The sequence below is a fragment of the Cohnella baijiui genome (assembly GCF_020731285.1).
In the GTDB taxonomy this organism is placed as follows: domain Bacteria; phylum Bacillota; class Bacilli; order Paenibacillales; family Paenibacillaceae; genus Cohnella.
On the sequence record NZ_JAJFOW010000001.1, the window covers coordinates 344,260 to 361,049 of the forward strand.

The following is a 16,790-nucleotide window of genomic DNA, read 5'->3' on the forward strand; positions in this document are numbered from 1 at the left end:
ATGTCATTGAATCTAGCATCTTTATTGACCACCTCGTCATCATCATGTTACATTTTTACCAATTTCTTGTCCCGTTCTGGCAGGAGGCCGCCGATGTTCCGTTCTCTCTGGCAAATCCGCAAATCTTGGTCCGGCTATTTCTTCGTCGTCTTCAGCCTCCACTTGGCCGGCATGTTCGGCCTGCTGACCGCCGCCCGGCAAGACGCCGCGTTCTGGAGCGTCGGCCTGCTCGCTTACACGCTCGGCCTTCGCCACGCCTTCGATGCGGATCATATCGCCGCGATCGACAACACGGTCCGCAAGCTGGTCGAACAACAAAGAAGCCCGCTTGGCGTGGGCTTCTACTTTTCGCTCGGACATTCGTCCGTCGTCTTTATCATGGTGCTTGCCATCGCGTTCTCGATGCATTGGGTCCAGGACCGGTTACCCGAGATGGGCGAGATCGGCGGCGTCATCGGCGCGTCCGTCTCCGGCCTTTTCCTTGTCGTGATCGGCGTTCTGAATCTGATCGTGCTGCTGCAGCTGCTCCCGCTGTTCCGCCGGCTGCGCGAAGGCCGCCTGCAGGAGGACCAGCTCGAGGCGCTGCTGAACGCGCGCGGTCTGTTCTCCCGCCTCCTGAAGCCGCTCTACCGCTTCGTCAGCCGAAGCTGGCACGTGTACCCGCTCGGCTTCCTGTTCGGTCTCGGCTTCGATACGGCGACAGAGATCGGACTGCTGGCCATCTCCGCCACCGCCGCCCAAGGGACGATGCCGATCTTCGGCATCCTCTCGCTGCCGCTGCTCTTCGCCGCAGGGATGAGCCTCATGGACACGGCGGACGGCATGTTCATGACGAGCGCCTATCGCTGGGCGTTCGCCACGCCGAAGCGCAAGCTGGTCTACAACGCGATCGTCACCTCGGTGTCCGTCGCCGCCGCGCTCGTCATCGGGATCGTCGAGCTCATTCAAGTGCTTAGCGAGCAAGCCGATGGCAAGGGGCCGCTGCTCGCCTGGATCGCCGGCATCGAATTCGAGCGGGTCGGCTATGCGCTCGTCGCCGTCTTCGTCCTCGCCTGGCTCGTGTCGAGGATCGTCTGGCGACGCCGGCAGCAGCCGGATGCCGTAGCGGCTGACGCTCAACGCCGTGCGGCTTCGCGCAGCCGGAGCACGTAGCTTTTGATATGCGTGACGCCGTTGAACATGTCTTTGTCGACCGCCCGCTCGAAGCCGAGCCGCTCGTATAATTTGATCGCGGCGGCCATGAGATCGGACGTATGCAGGTACATCGTGAGAGCGCCCAGTTCGCGAGAGCGGCGGGCGCTCTCTTCTATGAGGGCGGCCGCGATGCCCCTTCCCCTCGCCTCCCGCGCCACCGCGAGCAGCCGGATGACCGGCGTGTCGATTGCGAGGCTCGGCATGCCGTAGGCGCTGTCCCCCGAATCGAACAGCAATATGCTTCCTACAATTCGGCCGTCCGACTCGGCCACGATCCGGGCAAGCGGTCCTTCGCGCGTGACGGATTCGATCAGTTCGTCGCGGTACGGCGCCCAGCGCCCCTCCGGAAACTGCGTCTCGTACTGCCCGTACGCTTCGAGCAAGAGGTCTCGAATGGCCGTCGCGTCCGCCGGAACGGCGTCGCGGATGCGAATGTCCGGTAAAGTCTCCAACCTCGAGTCCCCCTTTTCACCGTCATCTTGATCCGATATGTTGACTATTTTAATCGGATTAACATTTAGTCTCAATGTACCACCGCGCGCGAATCGGCGTCAATGCGCCGGGCGATAGAGATCTTCGATCGATTCCTTCAAGCTATCGAATCCGCCATGCGTGGCGTCTTCCACTGAGCCGAAAAAAACGTTTATACTGGAACGATAAAGAACCAACGCGAAAGACGATATTCCAAGAATCGAGGAACGCCCATGAATATGCACGCCGACTCGCAGCAGTCGATCCGTGCGGCGGCGGACGGCGACGGCGTCGTCCTGACCGTCCCGCAGCCGTTTTCCTACATCGAGACGCTCCACTATTTGAAGCGCTCCAACGAAGAAGTCCTCCATCGCGTGACGGAGGACGGCCGGATTTTGAAGCTGCTTCGCGTTCGGGACCGGCCGCTTCTGATGGAGGTGTCGAACGACGAATCCAGAGGCGAGCTGCGCATCCGCTCGCTGAGCGGCGGCCGGGAGCCCGAACGCCTGCTCGAGGCGGCCGCCTACGTTTGGGAGTGGTTCGGACTCGACGCCGATCTGAACGCCTTCTACCGGATGGCGTCCGGGGATCCGGTCCTCGGGCCTTTGGTCGCGCGGCACGACGGCCTGCGCATTATCGGCGTCCCGGACCTGTTCGAGGCGCTCTGCTGGTCCATCATCGGACAGCAGATCACGCTCAGCTTCGCCTATCAATTAAAAAAGCGGTTCGTCCAAACGTACGGCGAAGCCGTGGACTACGAAGGCGAGCGCTATTGGACGTTTCCCGATCCGGCGGCCATCGCGCGACTGACGCCGGACGATCTGCGGCCGCTGCAGTTTTCGCGGAGCAAATCCGCGTTCCTTGTCGGCGTCGCTCGCGAAGCCGAGAGCGGCGCGCTGGACAGGACATCGACTGCGCTCCGCAGCGGCTTCGACGCCGCCGTAGCCCGGCTCACGTCGCTGCACGGCATCGGGCCTTGGTCCGCCAACTACGCGCTCATGCGGTGCCTCCGCTATCCCGAAGCGTTTCCGATCCAGGACGCGGGCATTCATCAAGCGGTTCGAAAGCTGCTCGGATTGGAAGCCAAGCCGTCGCTTGCGGAGCTTCGCGCGCTATATGCGCCATGGGCAGGATGGGAAGCCTTCGCGACGTTTTACTTGTGGCGCAGCCTATCGGATCAATGAGACCTCTCCAGCCCCCCGTTCGGGAGGCGGCGGCGCTTGGCCAGCTCGTGGATGACGGCCGCGCCCGCGACTTGGAGGAGCGTCTTGACGAGCACCTGGCCGCCGATCGCCGGCCCCACGAGCGCCCAGGGCAGCACGCCAGCGCCGAGCGGGGACAATCCGATGACGACGAAGATGGCGCTGTCGATGACGCCTCCGGCGAGACCGCTATAGAGTACACGCTGCGCGAGCGGCAAGCGGAGGCGGGTGTAGACCTCCGTATCCGCCGATTCGGAGAACAGGAACGTCGCCGCCGAAGCGACCGTGATCCAGATCGAATCCCCGAGCGCGAGGGAGCTGACCGCGGAGAGAATCATTGCGGCGGCGATCGCGAGGTACGAATGCCGTCGCCCGATCGCTTGCTGGACAAGGTCGCGCAGGATGAACGTCGCCCCGATCAAGAACGAACCAGCCGGGATCAGTAGCGAACCTGCGGCAATCGGGGCAAGGCTGGCCGTTAGAACGTTAGCCAGGATGATGGCAGTGAGATATGACAGTACGAGCACGGAGGAAATCGATGCGGATCGGGGAAGTTTCATATCGCGCCTCCTACCGATTGTCGATTTTCTCGGGATACAGGTCGTGGTTCAGGAGCCGATGCTCCGCCATGCGCTCGTACTTCGTCCCGGGCCTGCCCCAGTTGCAGTACGGATCGATCGAAATGCCGCCGCGCGGCGTGAATTTGCCCCACACCTCGATGTACTTGGGCGCCATGAGCGCGATCAGGTCGTTCATGATGACGTTCATGCAGTCTTCGTGAAAGTCGCCGTGATTCCGGAAGCTGAATAGATACAGCTTGAGCGACTTGCTCTCCACCATGCGTACGTCCGGCATGTACGAGATGTAAATCGTCGCGAAATCGGGTTGACCCGTCATCGGACAAAGGCTCGTGAATTCGGGGCAATTGAACTTGACGAAATAATCGCGGTTCTGATGCTTGTTTTCGAACGACTCCAGCACCTCCGGCGCATACCGATCCGGATAACGGGCGCCTCGGTGACCGAGCAGCGTAACGCCTTGCAGCTCCTCGCCGTTTCTTCCTGTGGACGACAAAAAAATCTCCTCCCTTTTCTGTTGGGTCCGGCCGCTTCTGCGGCTGGCCCGGATGCGAAAAGAAGAAAGAGATTCGAATAACGCGCCGTATAAACCACTAAGACGCCCCGACGCCCCGGCATTTCGCGGACGGCGAAACGATTCGGAGCTTGCGGCGGGACGGACATGCAGACCTGTCCGCTGCGGCGGACGGAGCGGATGCCCCGCCGGACGGGGGGGAAGGTCGGGCCTTAGTTTTTTATAGAGGGAGTTTGCGAACCTCTCCCGGCCGCGATCCGCGCGCCGGATTTTCTTCCTTTGGACGTATGTACTATAGCACATCCCCGCCGAAGATGCACCAGCACGTACGCATATGGAACCGTTGGACCAGACATTCCCTTCCGACAGCAGACGCCAAACCGGAGGCGGAACGGCGCCCGAAAACGCCTCCGAGCGCCGGCGATTCGAGGGATTTCGGCGTTTGGCTTCGGCGGACGGACGAAAAATGGCAAAAAATGTTGCTTCACGTGAAACATCCTCCGCCCGTTCTCGCTCCTTCGCGGGGCTTGTCTTCATTCGGCGAATCCGAGAAACTCCGGCTTGCGCAATCGGCCGTCCGGCAACCGGCCGAGGAACCGGACGCGCGCCTCGATCGCCGGCCGAACATAGACGTATTCCCGGTCTTCGCCCGTTTCGATCGTCCGGCTGACTCCGCCGAACGCTTGCTTGTACGGCGCCGGCACTCCGCTCTCGAGCACCCCCGCAGCTTGCCGATCCACCTCCAGCAGCCAGCCGAAAGAATGCTTGCGATAGCCTACGATCGCGGCATTCGCATACCGGTATCGCAAAATCTTTCGCCAATCCGCGGCTCTGCCTTCGACATACCGACTCGATTTCCGTTTGGCCGCCATTCCTTTGAAAGGCTTTCCCGCCATCGCATCGAAAAAAGCGCGGCCGCAGCCCTCGACCGCCGGCAGCTTGACGTACGCGCCCCTATCCTCGAGCGCCGTGGCGAGCAGCGCTCTGCGCCGCTCAAGCGGCAGTTCGCGCAGGTCCCGGCCTTCGTACCGCAGCAGGTCGAAGGCAAAGAAGCGAACCGGCCGCCGCATGGCCGCTTCGCGGATCTGGAGCGGCTTGCGCATGCGGAACCGCTCGGCCAGCGCCTCCGGCGCAAACATCCCCGTCTCGGTCGCGAAGCAGGCGAGTTCGCCGTCCAGCACCGCGTCCGTCGCGTCGGCGAGCGGAATCCGGTGCAGCTCCGGATATTGCAGCGTCACATCGGTGCCGCCACGGGTGAACAGCCTCACGCGCCCGCGGTCGACGGAAACGAGGAGGCGGCGTCCGTCGATCATCGGCTCGAACAAAAACCCTTCGTCGTCGAAGGGTTCTTCCTGCCGCTCCGGCAGCATGGGCGCGATAAACATGGGGACGGCCGCCTTTCCTCGTGTGATCTATTGATTGTAGCACTATGCAATGCGCACGGGGGAATGTAATTGTATGCATAAGTGGCATTTTCCCGCAGCATAATAAGTGGCAAATGATGGAGGTGATACCAATGGCACGTCGCAGCCAACTCGTCATCCCGCAAGCGCGCGCAGCGCTCGAACAAATGAAGTTCGAGGTCGCGCGCGAACTGGGCATCCAAATCCCGCAGGACGGCAACTACGGCAATATGCTGACACGCGAAACCGGCCAGATCGGCGGCAACATCACCCGCCGCCTGGTGCAAATGGCCGAGCAGCAGCTCGGAGGCGGAACCGGACGCATGATGTAAGGAAGAGCGTTGACGCATGCAAGGTCGTTGACGCAAGCAAGCCCCGGAGGCGGTAGCCTCCGGGGCTTGCTTGTCGTCCGGGCGCGCAGGCGCCTATTCGCGCTTAGCGGACGTCGTATCCTTGATCCTCGATCGCTTCCTTGATCGCGGCCAGCGTCGTCTTCGACTGGTCGTACTGAATCGTGACGGACTTGCTCGCCAGATCCGCCTTGGCTTTGGCTCCGAGCTGCTGTACGGCGCCTTCGACGCTGCTTACGCAATGCGCGCAGGACATGCCGTCTACTTTTAGCGTAACGTTTTGCATATCGTTAGCCTCCCCGTCCTTTTCTCCGTAGATGCGCCCTACCGGCCGCCGCTTTCCTGCGCCGCCGGCTCCGTCGCTCGCTTCTTGCGACCATTCTATCATACCCCTCCGGGGTATGTCGAGCCCAACACAGGCGGTAGCAAGGGCCCTCTGTGCCCACAGTTGGAGCATTTTGCTCCATCTAGCGGCGGCCGTAGGGGCCAGCGACGCCCTCGGCGGGCTGTACCCGAATTTTTCGGGTGACACACGCCGCCTGCGAAGGCCGTGGCCCTCTACGCCCGCAACAACGCAAAAAAACCGCCTTTTGAACCTCAAAAGAACGGTTTCTTGCCGATCCGTTGAACAACGGCCGGACTTAATCTTCTCCGGTCAGCGCCAGCTGCCGGTCCAGCAGCGTGCGGTACACTTCCGACGGCCGCAAGCCGACGAGCTTCTCGGCCGGTTCGCCGTCGCGGAAGACGATGACGGTCGGATTCGACATGACGCCGTAGGCCGATGCCGTCTCCGGCGAATAGTCGCAGTCCACCTTGAGCATCGCCACCCGCTCGCCGTAGTCGTCCGCCAGCGCCTCCAGCTGGGGCAGCAGAACGCGGCAAGGCGGACACCATGTGGTGCTAAAGTCGACCAGCGTCACGCCCTGCGCACGCACATGGTCTTGAAAGGTCGCATCGTTTACCGGTGTCAAATGCATCTGTCATCCCTCCTGGGCATCCTTCGGATTCGCCCCGAAGTATCGGATCCGGTCCTGCAGATTCGTCTTGATCCGGCCGAGCTGCTCGATCTGCTCCTCGATTTCCCGCAGCTTTTGCTCGTAGACCGGAAGCACCTCCCGGCAGAACGTCTCCGGATGCTGCAGCACGCACGTCAGAAAGCCGGAGATCTGCTCCGTAGACAAACCGAGCTGCAAATACAGCTGAATCGTCCGCACCTGCTCTTCGGCGTACGGCGAGTACGTCCGATAGCCGTTCGCCTCGCGAACGGGCGTGAGCAGTCCCTGCTCCTCGTAATAGCGGAGAGAGCGGATGCTCACGCCGGTGCGGGCGGACAGCTCGCCGATCTTCATGGCCGAATCCTCCTTTCCGGGGCTGGCTCCATTGTAGACCCTCCCATTAATGTGAGGGTCAAGCGGTCAGGAGGATTGGGCTTGGCCTTCGCCCGGCTCCCCGGCGGAGAGCGGCTTGCCGGCGATGACCGGCGCCAGCACCGTCATGGACAGCGAGAAGCCGTACGCCCCGCAGCGGCGCTGGAAATCGGTATACGCCTCCAGCGAGTCGGTTCCGATCTTAACCAGATAGTTGTACTCTCCGCTCGTCCGGTATAGCTCCAGCACCTCGGGCTCCTGCTCGCAGAACCGCTCGAACCGAAGGCAGTCGTTCGTCTTGAACTGCACGAACGTGGTCACGCCGCGCCCCAGCTTTTTGGGGGACAAAACGGCGCGATAGCCAAGGATGACGCCCTGCTCCTCGAGCCGGCGGACGCGCTCGGCAACCGCCGGCTGCGTCATGGACACCGTCCTGCCGATTTCGGCGATCGAGACGCGCGCGTTCTCCTCCAGCAAAGCGAGAATTTGCCGGTCGATATGATCCATGTTCATCCACCTTTATCTTTCAAAGTTTTCGGGCCGATTTGGCTTTCATTGTACCAGCGGCGGCGCGAAAACGCTATGAGATCTGTCTGTTCTCAAGCCGCCAAACGCCGTAAAATGAACGCATCACGACTCGGGAGGAATGAACATGAACCCTGCAAGCCCCTTGAACGAACCGCTGACGATCAACCGTCTCCGCCTGCGCAACCGATTGGTATTAGCCCCTATGCAGCAGTACCAGGGAACGCCGGAAGCGTTCGCGACCGATCATCATGTCCGCCATTACGGACGCCGCGCGCGCCATGTCGGCCTCGTCCTCGTCGAATCGGTCGCCGTCTCGGCGGACGGAAGGCTGAATCCGAACGATATCGGCATCTACACCGATCACCACCTCGAGCCGATCCGCCGCATCGTCGCCGCCGTCCACGACGCCGGCGCGCCGGTCTTCATCCAGCTGTCCCACGGCGGGCGCAAGTCCGATCCGCAGACGACCCGCCGCCTCGTCGGGCCGAGCGCGGTCGCCTACGACGCGTTTTACGGCACGCCGCACGCGTTGACGCCGTCCGAGATCGGCGCGATCGTCGAGGAATACCGCCTGGCCGCCAGGCGGAGCCTGCAGGCCGGCTTCGACGGCATCGAAGTCCACGCGGCACACGGCTTCCTCGTGCATGAATTTCTGTCGCCGCTGGCGAACTTCCGCAAGGACGGTTACGGGGGCTCCGCCGAAGGACGCGCCAGACTGCTGCGCGAGATCGTGGCGGCCATCCGGGAGGAGACGGGTCCCGACTACCCCGTGATCGTGCGGGTGTCGGCGACCGACTACGCCCCGGGCGGCCTCGACGCCGCGGAGCTCGGGCGGATGTTGAGGACGATCGACATCGACGCCGTCGACGTCTCGACCGGCGGCCTCCTGCCGGTCGCGCCCGAGCATACGCCCGACGGGTATCAAGTGCCCTACGCCGCGGCAATCAAGCAGTACGTGGACGTTCCGGTTATCGCGGTCGGTCTTATCCACCGGCGCGAGTACGCGAACCGCATCCTGAGCGACGGGCTCGCCGACGCGATCGCGGTAGGCCGGCCGATGCTGGGCGATCCGGATTTCGCAGCCGGTATGCTGGGCGAAACGGCAGCCGCCGATGCCGACGCCGATCGGCCCTGCGGGGCCGCGAATGCCTGAGGCGGGACAGCTTGAGCGGTCGCGACGGTCCGTCAGCCGTCGCTAATCCCGCTCGTAGATGGAGCCGGAGCGGCTCGCGAAAAATTCGGCGTACACCTTTTCCGCGTAAGCGTCGGTCATGCCCGACAGGTAGTCCGCCACGAGCCGCTCCCAGGGCCAGGTGCCCTTTTGCGCTTCGTAGGTTTCGAGCCAGTCCGGCGGGAGGATCAGCCTTCCCGTCTCGTACGTTTTGAAGCTGTCCCACAGTCCGCGGATCATAATTTCGCTTCGCTTGTGCAGACGCTGCACGCGGAAGTCCTTGATCAGCGTAACCCAGGCCAGCTTCTTTAAGATTTCCATCGTCCGCAGCAGCTCGAGGTCTTCGGCTCCCTCCCGGATAAAGGTCACCTTCTTCCACCCCCGCGCCGCGTCGTCCAGGATGCCGACCTGGTTGGCGAACCGGCGCACCCACCGCGCCTTCATTTCCCGCCGCGTGCGCGACGGCTCACCGTCGCATTCCGTATAGATCGTCTCCCATTGCGCGAGATAGTCGCCGAGCACCCGGCGCACCATTTCCGGCAGATCGACCTGCTCCCAATTCATGTCCTTGTTGCCGGGATCGTCCTCGATCTCGCGGATCAGATGGGCGATGATCCGGTCGTCCTCGAACAGTGTGCGGCTCATCGGGATTTTCCCCGCGCGGATGCCGTCCTCCAGATCGTGCGTCGAATAGGCGATGTCGTCGCACAGGTCCATGAGCTGGGCCTCCAGCGTCGCGCACCCTTCCGGCATCCCCCACAGCCGGCGCAAGTATTCGATGCCTTCCCATTCCGTCCGGTAGACGCCTTTGACCCGGCCGGGTTCATCGATGCAATAAGGATATTTGTTGATGCCGAGCAGCACGGCGGCGCTCAAATCCAGGCCGCTGTCGCTGCCGGCCCGCTTCTCCAGAAACATGAGGATGCGAAAGTTTTGCGCGTTGCCTTCGTATTTGAGCCCGTGCTCCGCGGCCAGAACGTCGTTCAGCACTTCTTCGCCCTTGTGCCCGAACGGGGGATGTCCGAGATCGTGCGCCAGCGCCGCGACCTCGACGACCTCGGGATCCAGCATCAAGCCGGGGTGCGCCTTGGCCGCCAGAAACGGATATGGTTTGCCGAGCCGGCGGGCGACTTCCCGTGCGATCTGCGACACCTCTAGCGAATGGGTAAGCCGCGTGCGGTAATAGTCGCCCGACCCGGCTCCGAACACTTGGGATTTCCCCTGCAGCCGGCGAAAGGAAGGCGATTGGATCAGCCTCGCGTAATCTTTCTCGAATTCATCCCGGTCTTCGCCGGAGTGGACGTTCTCGGTATCGTACAACCGCAGCTTGCGTACGTTCATGCACATCGGCTCCTTTGCCGTCTTTCGTCCGACCGATCGTCGGATATTGGCATTTAGTATATGCGGCAAACCGGCGCGAAGCAAGTCCATGTCAGCTAAAATGCCATCCCCGCGTTGTCACAAAAGTGCCTCCTCCAGCGCCTTGATAAAAACGGGCGATTTGCTATATTGAAGAAAATAGCAAAAAAGTGGAGCGTGCCTCATGCGCAAAGACATCCTACGTCATCTGTTAGCCCCCCTCTTCGCTCCCGTCACCGCCTTTCGCGGTGCAGCCGCCAGCTCGATCGGCTTGATCGTTGGCATGCTGCCGCTGTACGGCATCCGCTGGGCCCTTCTGCTCGCCGTCTCCCTGCTGTTCCGCCTTAATCTGGGCGCGCTCCTGCTCGGTCTCGCCGTCACCGCCTTGTTCCCCCTCCTGCATGTATTGTCGTTTGCCGTCGGAGAGCGGCTCGCCGGGTACGAGATTCCCTTTTATTCGCCGAAGTACCTCTCGCTGGCGCATCTGGCCCAATGGACGCCGGGCAGCCGGATGCACCTGATCGGCAGCGGCGTCGCCGGACTCGCGCTCGCGGCCGTCTCTTTTCCCGCGTTCGCCTTGCTGTACCGTCTGCCCCGGCTCGGCAGGACACGCCGCCGGGACTTCGTCTTCCAGGACGAGAGCGGCAGACGACGCACGCTCGTCCTTCGCTTCGGCGCGTTGGGACTCGCGGTCGCGATGCTGGTCGGCGCCGGCTTCGGGGCCAGCCTCGGCAACGATCCGTTCCTGCCCAAGCTCGCGCTGGGCCACGCCCGGTCGGCCTCCCGCATCAGCCCGGTCGCGGAGAAGCTCAGCGAGAACGCCCTGCTTCAGCAACTAAGGGAGGAGGAGCGCCTGCATCCGACGTTCCAGCTGGACTACCGCAAGCACCGCCAATTCAAGGCGGGAAGCGCCGCGGCCGGCGCGCGGGAGGTCTATGCCTTCTACGTCAATTGGGACGAAAACAGCAAGCATTCGCTCCTCCAATACGGCAAGGCGATCAACACGCTGCTCCCCGAGTGGTACCATTTGAAGCCCGATCTCGGCTTGGACGATCAGACCGACCCCGCCGTTCTGCAGATCGCGGGAAGCTTCGGCGAGAAGGTCGAGCCTTTAATCAACAATTATTCGAACGACAAGTGGGACGACGCGGCGCTGCATCGGCTGCTCCAGGACCCCGTCCGGCAGGAGCGGCTGATCGGACAGCTGATCGGGCAGGCGAAGGCGCATGGCGAATCGGGCGTCAATCTCGACTTTGAGGCGCTCCGCGCCGAAGATCAGGACGCCTACACCGCCTTCGTCCAATCGCTCGCGACCGTGTTCCACGAGCACGGCCTGCAGGTGACCGTCGACGTTCCCGCGGACGACGACGCCTTCGACTACGGCGCCTTGGCCAAGTCGGCCGACCGGCTCATCGTCATGATGTACGACGAGCACGATTCCCAGGGCAAGCCGGGTCCTGTCGCGTCGGACAACTGGTTCGAGCAGTCCCTCGACCGGCTGGACATCCCGCAGGACAAATTGATCGTCAGCATGGGCAGCTACGGCTACGACTGGGTCGAAAACGGCGATCAGCCGGCGGATACGCTCACCTTCGGCGACATCATGACGCTGGCCGAGCAATCGAAGCTCGTCATCCACTGGGACGACGAAAGCGGCAACCCGTATATGCGCTACCGGGAAGACGGCGACTCGCATATCGTCTGGTTCCTCGACGCGGCCACCGCCTACGACCAGCTCAAGGTCGTCCGGGATAACGGCTTTCCGGGCGTCGCGCTGTGGCGGCTCGGCTCCGAGGACCCTACGCTCTGGCGCCTGCTCGGGCAGGAGAATCCGAAGCTGGAAGCCCTGACCGCGCTGAGCAGCCCGACTCCCGTGCACGATTCGGGCAAAGGCGAAATTCTGCGCATCCGCGACGCGTCGGCGGACGGGCGGCGGACGTTCGAGACGGACGAAGACGGCTACGTCGCGGACGAGACGTACGCCTCGTATCCGAAGCCGTTCGAGATCGAACGGTACGGCAAGCCCGAGGGCAAACAGGTCGTGCTGACATTCGACGATGGCCCGAGCGGCAGCTATACGCCCCAAATTCTCGACATTTTGCATCGGTATGGCATCCATGCCGCGTTTTTCGTAGTCGGGGAAAACGCCGAGATGCACCCCGAGCTGATCGAGCGGATCTACAAAGAAGGCCATGAGCTGGGAAATCATACCTTTACGCATCCGAACGTCGCTTCGACCTCTCCGCTGCGGACGCGCCTCGAGCTGAACGCGACCCAACGGCTCGTCCAGGAGATTACGGGCCATTCGATGACGTTTTTCCGGCCGCCTTACGTCGCGGACGCGGAGCCATCCGCCCCTTCCGAGCTTCTGCCGATATTGCGGGGCCAAGAGATGGGCTATACGATGGTCGGCGAGCTGATCGATCCCGAGGACTGGGCGCGGCCGTCCGCGCCCGAGATCGTGCGGCGGGTCATGTCCCAGCTCCCGGAAGGCAACGTCATCCTGCTTCACGATGCCGGCGGCAACCGCGACCAAACCGTCCGGGCGCTGCCGGTCCTCATCGAGCGGCTTCAGCACGAGGGATATTCTTTCACGACGCTGAGCGCGCTAATTGGCCAGACGCGGGAGCAAACGATGCCTCGCGTCTCCAGCCAAGACGCGCCTCTGATGGCTTACGACCGCGCGGTATTCGAGGCGCTGCATCGGGCCGGATGGGCCCTGCAGGCGATCTTCTACGCCGCCATCGCGCTCGGCGTCTTCCGCGTCGCCTTCCTGTTCGTCCTGGCCTGGCGGCATAAGCGCGCCTATTCGGCCGTCCGGGCGGACGACGGCTACCGGCCCTTCGTCAGCGTCGTCATCGCCGCCTACAACGAGGAACGCGTCATTTGCAAGACGATCGAGTCGCTCCTGGAAAGCGACTATCCGGCCTTCGAGATCGTCGTCGTGGATGACGGGTCGACCGACGATACGGCGGACGCGGTTCGGTCCGCCTTCGGCGGTCGGGCGGACGTCCGTCTCGTCTCCAAGGCGAACGGCGGCAAAGCGTCCGCCGTCAACGCCGGCTTTCGCGAAGCGCGCGGCGACATCGTCGTCGCTCTCGACGCCGACACGCTGATCGCGCGCGACGCCGTCTCCCTGCTCGTCCGCCGCTTCCGGGACCCGATCGTCGCAGCCGTCTCGGGCAACGTGCGCGTAGGCAACGCCCGCAATCCGCTCACGATCTGGCAGCATATCGAATACGTCACCGGGTTTAACCTGGAGCGCCGGGCGTTCGACCGGTTGAACTGCATTACGGTCGTGCCGGGCGCGATCGGCGCCTGGCGCAAAACGGTCGTCGAGGAAGCGGGCCTGTACAGGGAAGACACGCTCGCGGAGGATGCGGACTTGACGCTCTCCTTGCTGCGGCGCGGCTGGAAAATCGGGTACGAGGAGCGCGCCTACGCATTCACCGAAGCGCCGGAGGAAGTCCGCAGCTTCGTCAAGCAGCGCTACCGGTGGACGTACGGAACGCTGCAATGCCTGTGGAAGCACCGCGGCGCGCTCTTCCGCGCGCGGCCCTGGTCGCTCGGCTTCGTCGGCATGCCGAACATGTGGCTGTTCCAATACGTCTATTCTTGCCTGTCGCCGCTCATCGACCTGCTGTTCGTTTTCTCGCTGATCGCGGGTTCGTCCAAGGTCGCCGTCATCAGCTACGCGGCGTTTTTCGTCCTCGACCTGCTGGTTGCCTGGTTCGCCTTCCGGCTGGAAGGCGCAAGCCCGCGCCCTTTGGTCTGGCTGTTCCTCCAGCGCATCGTCTACCGGCAGCTGATGGCTTACGTCATCTTCAAATCGATGTGGGCGGCGTTAAAAGGAGCGGCCGTAGGCTGGAACAAATTGCAGCGAAGGGGTAATGTGAAAGTAAACCAACCTTCGTAATCAAAGGAGCACTCATGAACGTGTCCGTTTCTTGGTCCGCTTGGCTCGAACGCGGCAAGCGCTATTTGAAATTCGTGCTGCCGCTGCTGATCCTGGCCTTTCTTTACAGCCAGACGCAAGCGTTTCTGCGCGGCATCAAGCCCTCCGTCGCGCTGCACATCATGGGCCGCATCCACCTGTCCGGCCACCTGCAGCTCCTGGCCGTCAGCCTCGCCGCGGTCGCCGTCATGATCGGCTACGACCTGCTTCTCTTGCGGTGGAACGGCGCCCGCTTGCCCCTGCGCGCGGTCGGGAAGATCAGCTGGATCTCCAACTCGCTCAACAATGCGCTGGGCTTCGCCGGCTTCACGGGCGCCGGCCTGCGCCTCATGCTGTACCGCAAGCGGGGCGTCGCCGGCCCCGGCTTGCTCGGCTCGCTCCTCTACCTCAGCCTGTCGGTGCTGACCGGGTTGTCGGTGCTCTGCCTGCTGCTGCTCGGCGGCGCCGTTCGGGATCACGGCCTGCTTCGCGATCATCCGTGGCTGCTCATCGCCGTCGTCGGCGTCGCCGCCTACCTGCCGATTTTCGCGCTGTTGAAGGTGCTCACGCCGCTGCGCCGCTGGCTCGGCGTGGAGGCCGGCAACGGCGGGCGGTTCTCGCCCGCGTTCGCCGCGATCGGCGCGTCGTTCGTCGAATGGGGCGCTGCCGCGCTCACCTTTTGGTTCGTCACGCGGACGCTGCATTTGCATCTCGGCCTTCAAGACGCGATGGGCATCTACGCAATGGCCGCCGTGGCGGGCATCGTCAGCTTCGTGCCCGGCGGCCTCGGCTCGTTCGACGTCGTCGCGCTGCTCGGCCTGTACGGCTTCGGCGTTCCGCCCGAGCGGGCGCTCGCCGTCGTCCTCGTTTTCCGGACATTCTACTACTTCATCCCGCTGTCGATCGGCCTCGCGCTCGCCACGACGGAGTGGCTCCCCGGCAAAGAGGCCCGGAACGCCGCTCCCGGCCAGATGCTGAAGCCCGCGGTCCGGCGCTGGCAGGCGATCTGGAACTGGCCTTCCCAGGTCGCCATTCTCCGCGACTTCGGCGGCTGGGCGCTGGCCGCGCTCGTCTTCCTGAGCGGCGCGCTGCTGCTGATGTCCGCGGCGACGCCGGGGCAGTGGCACCGGATGCATCTGCTCGAGCAATATATTACGCCGCTCACGATGAAGGGCTCCCATCAGCTCACCGTGCTGATCGGACTGCTCATGCTGGTGCTCTCCGAAGGCATCCGCCTCCAGGTGAAGCGCGCGTACTATGCGACGCTCGTCCTGCTGACGGCCGGAGCGGTCTTCTCCATCCTGAAGGGGTTCGATTACGAGGAAGCGCTGTTCCTCGCCTTCGTGTTCATCCTTCTCTGGGTGTCCAAAGACCGGTTCCGCCGCGAGGAGGTCGTCTTCTCCGTCCGGAAGGTCGCCGTCTGGGGCGCCGTCACACTGGTTGTCACGATCCTCTATCTATCCGTAGGCCGACTCGCGAACGAGCCGCCGGAGCGGTGGATTCCGACCAAGGTGTATACGCGCTACATGCTGCGGGACCAAGATTTCCTGCATGAGGCGGCGCTGGCGCTGGCGATGACCTGGCTGCTGCTGTCGGTCCGTTGGCTGCTGCGTCCGCGGCTGCCGGCTTCCCCGCTGCCGGACAGCCGGGCGTTCGCGCGTCTGCAGGAATTTCTGAAGACGCATAACGGCAACTTCCTCACGCATCTGCTGTTTCTCGGGGACAAAAGCTTCCTGTGGACTTCTGACGGAAAAGCGATGCTCGCGTACGGCCGCACACGCCACACGCTCGTCGCGCTCGGCGATCCGATCGGAGAGGCGTCCGCCATCCGCGAAGCAGTCCGCACGTTCCGAGAGTACGCCGACCGGCACGCGTCGACGGCCGTCTTTTACCAAATCAAGGCGGAGCATCTGCCGATGTACCATGAATTCGGCTATCGCTTCTTCAAGCTCGGCGAGGAAGCCGTCGTGCCGCTGGCGAAGTTCGGCCTGACCGGACGGAGCAAAGCCGATCTGCGCGCCGCCTGCAACCGCTTCGAACGGGAAGGGTACCGCTTCGAGATGGTCGAGCCTCCCTTTCCGCCGCTGTTTCTGGTCGAGCTGCGCGAAGTGTCGGACGAATGGCTCGCGGGCCGCGCCGAGAAAGGCTTCTCGCTCGGGGCGTTCCGCGAGTCTTACCTGGAGCTCGCTCCCGTCGCCGTGCTGAAGGACGGGGAGGGCCGAATCGCCGCCTTCGCGAGCCTCATGCCCGTCTACGACGGCGGCCGGTCGGTCTCCGTCGACCTGATGCGCTACCGCAAAGGACTTCACGGCGGCGTGATGGACGTGCTGTTCGTCCACCTGCTCCAATGGGCGAAAGCCGCCGGCTACGAGCGGTTCAATCTCGGCATGGCACCGCTCGCGAGCGTCGGCGAATCCGAATATTCGTACCGCGGAGAGCGTATCGCCCGCCTCATTTTCCTGAAAGGCGACCACTTTTACAGCTTTCAGGGACTTCGGCGGTTCAAAGAAAAGTTCGATCCCGACTGGGAGCCCCGATACCTGGCTTATCCGAAAAACGCGCTGCTGGCCAAAACGATCTACGGGGTGACCCGGATCGTCTCCCGGAACGCGCCGGGCGGCGGTTAAACGAAGAAGAAGCCCAAGCAGGGCCGCAGGCGCGGCCGTCATGCTCGGGCTTCTTTTTCGGTTGGAACGCAAACGCGGCGTCGGGCGCGACG

At 63.3% G+C, this 16,790-nt stretch carries 15 protein-coding genes and 1 riboswitch; of the genes, 6 read left to right on the forward strand and 9 right to left on the reverse strand.

The genetic code is table 11. From position 1 onward, the window contains the following. The first annotated feature begins 93 nt into the window (after nucleotides 1-93). Nucleotides 94-1,152, forward strand: coding sequence for a HoxN/HupN/NixA family nickel/cobalt transporter (locus LKX83_RS01470; protein ID WP_227880151.1), 1,059 nt, complete (start codon nucleotides 94-96; stop codon nucleotides 1,150-1,152). Here the strand turns inward: LKX83_RS01470 and LKX83_RS01475 are convergent. Next, nucleotides 1,116-1,646: a GNAT family N-acetyltransferase gene (locus LKX83_RS01475; RefSeq protein WP_227880152.1), complete on the reverse strand. Its 531-nt coding sequence runs from the start codon at nucleotides 1,644-1,646 to the stop codon at nucleotides 1,116-1,118. The two genes, LKX83_RS01470 and LKX83_RS01475, sit on opposite strands and share 37 nt — an antisense overlap. A gap of 252 nt (nucleotides 1,647-1,898) precedes the next feature. Between LKX83_RS01475 and LKX83_RS01480 the strand changes: the two genes are divergently transcribed. Then, nucleotides 1,899-2,849 (forward strand): DNA-3-methyladenine glycosylase family protein, encoded by a 951-nt coding sequence (locus tag LKX83_RS01480; RefSeq protein ID WP_227880153.1) that lies wholly within the window; start codon nucleotides 1,899-1,901, stop codon nucleotides 2,847-2,849. Here the strand turns inward: LKX83_RS01480 and LKX83_RS01485 are convergent. The 3 genes from LKX83_RS01485 to LKX83_RS01495 all read right to left on the reverse strand — a co-directional run bounded on the left by LKX83_RS01485 (nucleotide 2,843) and on the right by LKX83_RS01495 (nucleotide 5,344). After that, nucleotides 2,843-3,427: a VUT family protein gene (locus LKX83_RS01485; protein ID WP_227880154.1), complete on the reverse strand. Its 585-nt coding sequence runs from the start codon at nucleotides 3,425-3,427 to the stop codon at nucleotides 2,843-2,845. The two genes, LKX83_RS01480 and LKX83_RS01485, sit on opposite strands and share 7 nt — an antisense overlap. A gap of 10 nt (nucleotides 3,428-3,437) precedes the next feature. Then, nucleotides 3,438-3,941 carry a preQ(1) synthase gene (gene queF, locus LKX83_RS01490; RefSeq protein WP_227880157.1) on the reverse strand — a complete coding sequence of 168 codons (504 nt, stop codon included), beginning with the start codon at nucleotides 3,939-3,941 and terminating at the stop codon, nucleotides 3,438-3,440. A 224-nt stretch (nucleotides 3,942-4,165) separates the two neighbouring features. After that, a riboswitch (PreQ1 riboswitch) is annotated at nucleotides 4,166-4,209 on the reverse strand. A gap of 283 nt (nucleotides 4,210-4,492) precedes the next feature. Beyond that, entirely contained in the window at nucleotides 4,493-5,344 is an 852-nt protein-coding gene (locus LKX83_RS01495; RefSeq protein WP_227880160.1) for an ATP-dependent DNA ligase, read from the reverse strand. Nucleotides 5,345-5,475: 131 nt separating this feature from the next. Here LKX83_RS01495 and LKX83_RS01500 point away from each other — a divergent pair, with 131 nt between their 5' ends. Next, nucleotides 5,476-5,694 carry an alpha/beta-type small acid-soluble spore protein gene (locus LKX83_RS01500; protein ID WP_227880164.1) on the forward strand — a complete coding sequence of 73 codons (219 nt, stop codon included), beginning with the start codon at nucleotides 5,476-5,478 and terminating at the stop codon, nucleotides 5,692-5,694. Between the two features lie 103 nt (nucleotides 5,695-5,797). On the opposite strand, the gene LKX83_RS01505 is transcribed toward LKX83_RS01500, so the two are convergent. The 4 genes from LKX83_RS01505 to LKX83_RS01520 all read right to left on the reverse strand — a co-directional run bounded on the left by LKX83_RS01505 (nucleotide 5,798) and on the right by LKX83_RS01520 (nucleotide 7,586). Then, the gene (locus tag LKX83_RS01505) at nucleotides 5,798-5,998 is read right to left on the reverse strand and encodes a copper ion binding protein (RefSeq protein WP_227880169.1); all 201 of its coding nucleotides are present in this window, start codon (nucleotides 5,996-5,998) and stop codon (nucleotides 5,798-5,800) included. Nucleotides 5,999-6,353: 355 nt separating this feature from the next. Then, on the reverse strand, nucleotides 6,354-6,689 hold the full coding sequence (locus tag LKX83_RS01510) for a thioredoxin family protein (RefSeq protein WP_227880171.1): 336 nt from the start codon (nucleotides 6,687-6,689) through the stop codon (nucleotides 6,354-6,356). Nucleotides 6,690-6,692: 3 nt separating this feature from the next. Next, a complete protein-coding gene (locus LKX83_RS01515; protein WP_227880173.1) occupies nucleotides 6,693-7,061 on the reverse strand; it encodes a MerR family transcriptional regulator in 369 nt (122 codons plus the stop codon). Nucleotides 7,062-7,127: 66 nt separating this feature from the next. Further along, nucleotides 7,128-7,586, reverse strand: a complete 459-nt coding sequence (locus LKX83_RS01520) for an Lrp/AsnC family transcriptional regulator (protein WP_227880175.1) — start codon at nucleotides 7,584-7,586, stop codon at nucleotides 7,128-7,130. A gap of 145 nt (nucleotides 7,587-7,731) precedes the next feature. Between LKX83_RS01520 and LKX83_RS01525 the strand changes: the two genes are divergently transcribed. After that, nucleotides 7,732-8,760, forward strand: coding sequence for an oxidoreductase (locus tag LKX83_RS01525; RefSeq protein WP_227880176.1), 1,029 nt, complete (start codon nucleotides 7,732-7,734; stop codon nucleotides 8,758-8,760). A gap of 42 nt (nucleotides 8,761-8,802) precedes the next feature. Here LKX83_RS01525 and LKX83_RS01530 read toward each other — a convergent pair whose 3' ends face one another. Beyond that, nucleotides 8,803-10,119 (reverse strand): deoxyguanosinetriphosphate triphosphohydrolase family protein, encoded by a 1,317-nt coding sequence (locus tag LKX83_RS01530; protein ID WP_227880177.1) that lies wholly within the window; start codon nucleotides 10,117-10,119, stop codon nucleotides 8,803-8,805. Between the two features lie 202 nt (nucleotides 10,120-10,321). On the opposite strand from LKX83_RS01530, the gene LKX83_RS01535 reads away from it, so the two are divergent. Both LKX83_RS01535 and mprF read left to right on the forward strand, forming a co-directional pair. Then, complete coding sequence (locus LKX83_RS01535; RefSeq protein ID WP_227880178.1) at nucleotides 10,322-14,053, forward strand: polysaccharide deacetylase family protein; 3,732 nt, start codon at nucleotides 10,322-10,324, stop codon at nucleotides 14,051-14,053. 20 nt (nucleotides 14,054-14,073) lie between these two features. Then, nucleotides 14,074-16,698 carry a bifunctional lysylphosphatidylglycerol flippase/synthetase MprF gene (gene mprF, locus LKX83_RS01540; protein WP_227880179.1) on the forward strand — a complete coding sequence of 875 codons (2,625 nt, stop codon included), beginning with the start codon at nucleotides 14,074-14,076 and terminating at the stop codon, nucleotides 16,696-16,698. Nucleotides 16,699-16,790 lie beyond the last annotated feature (92 nt).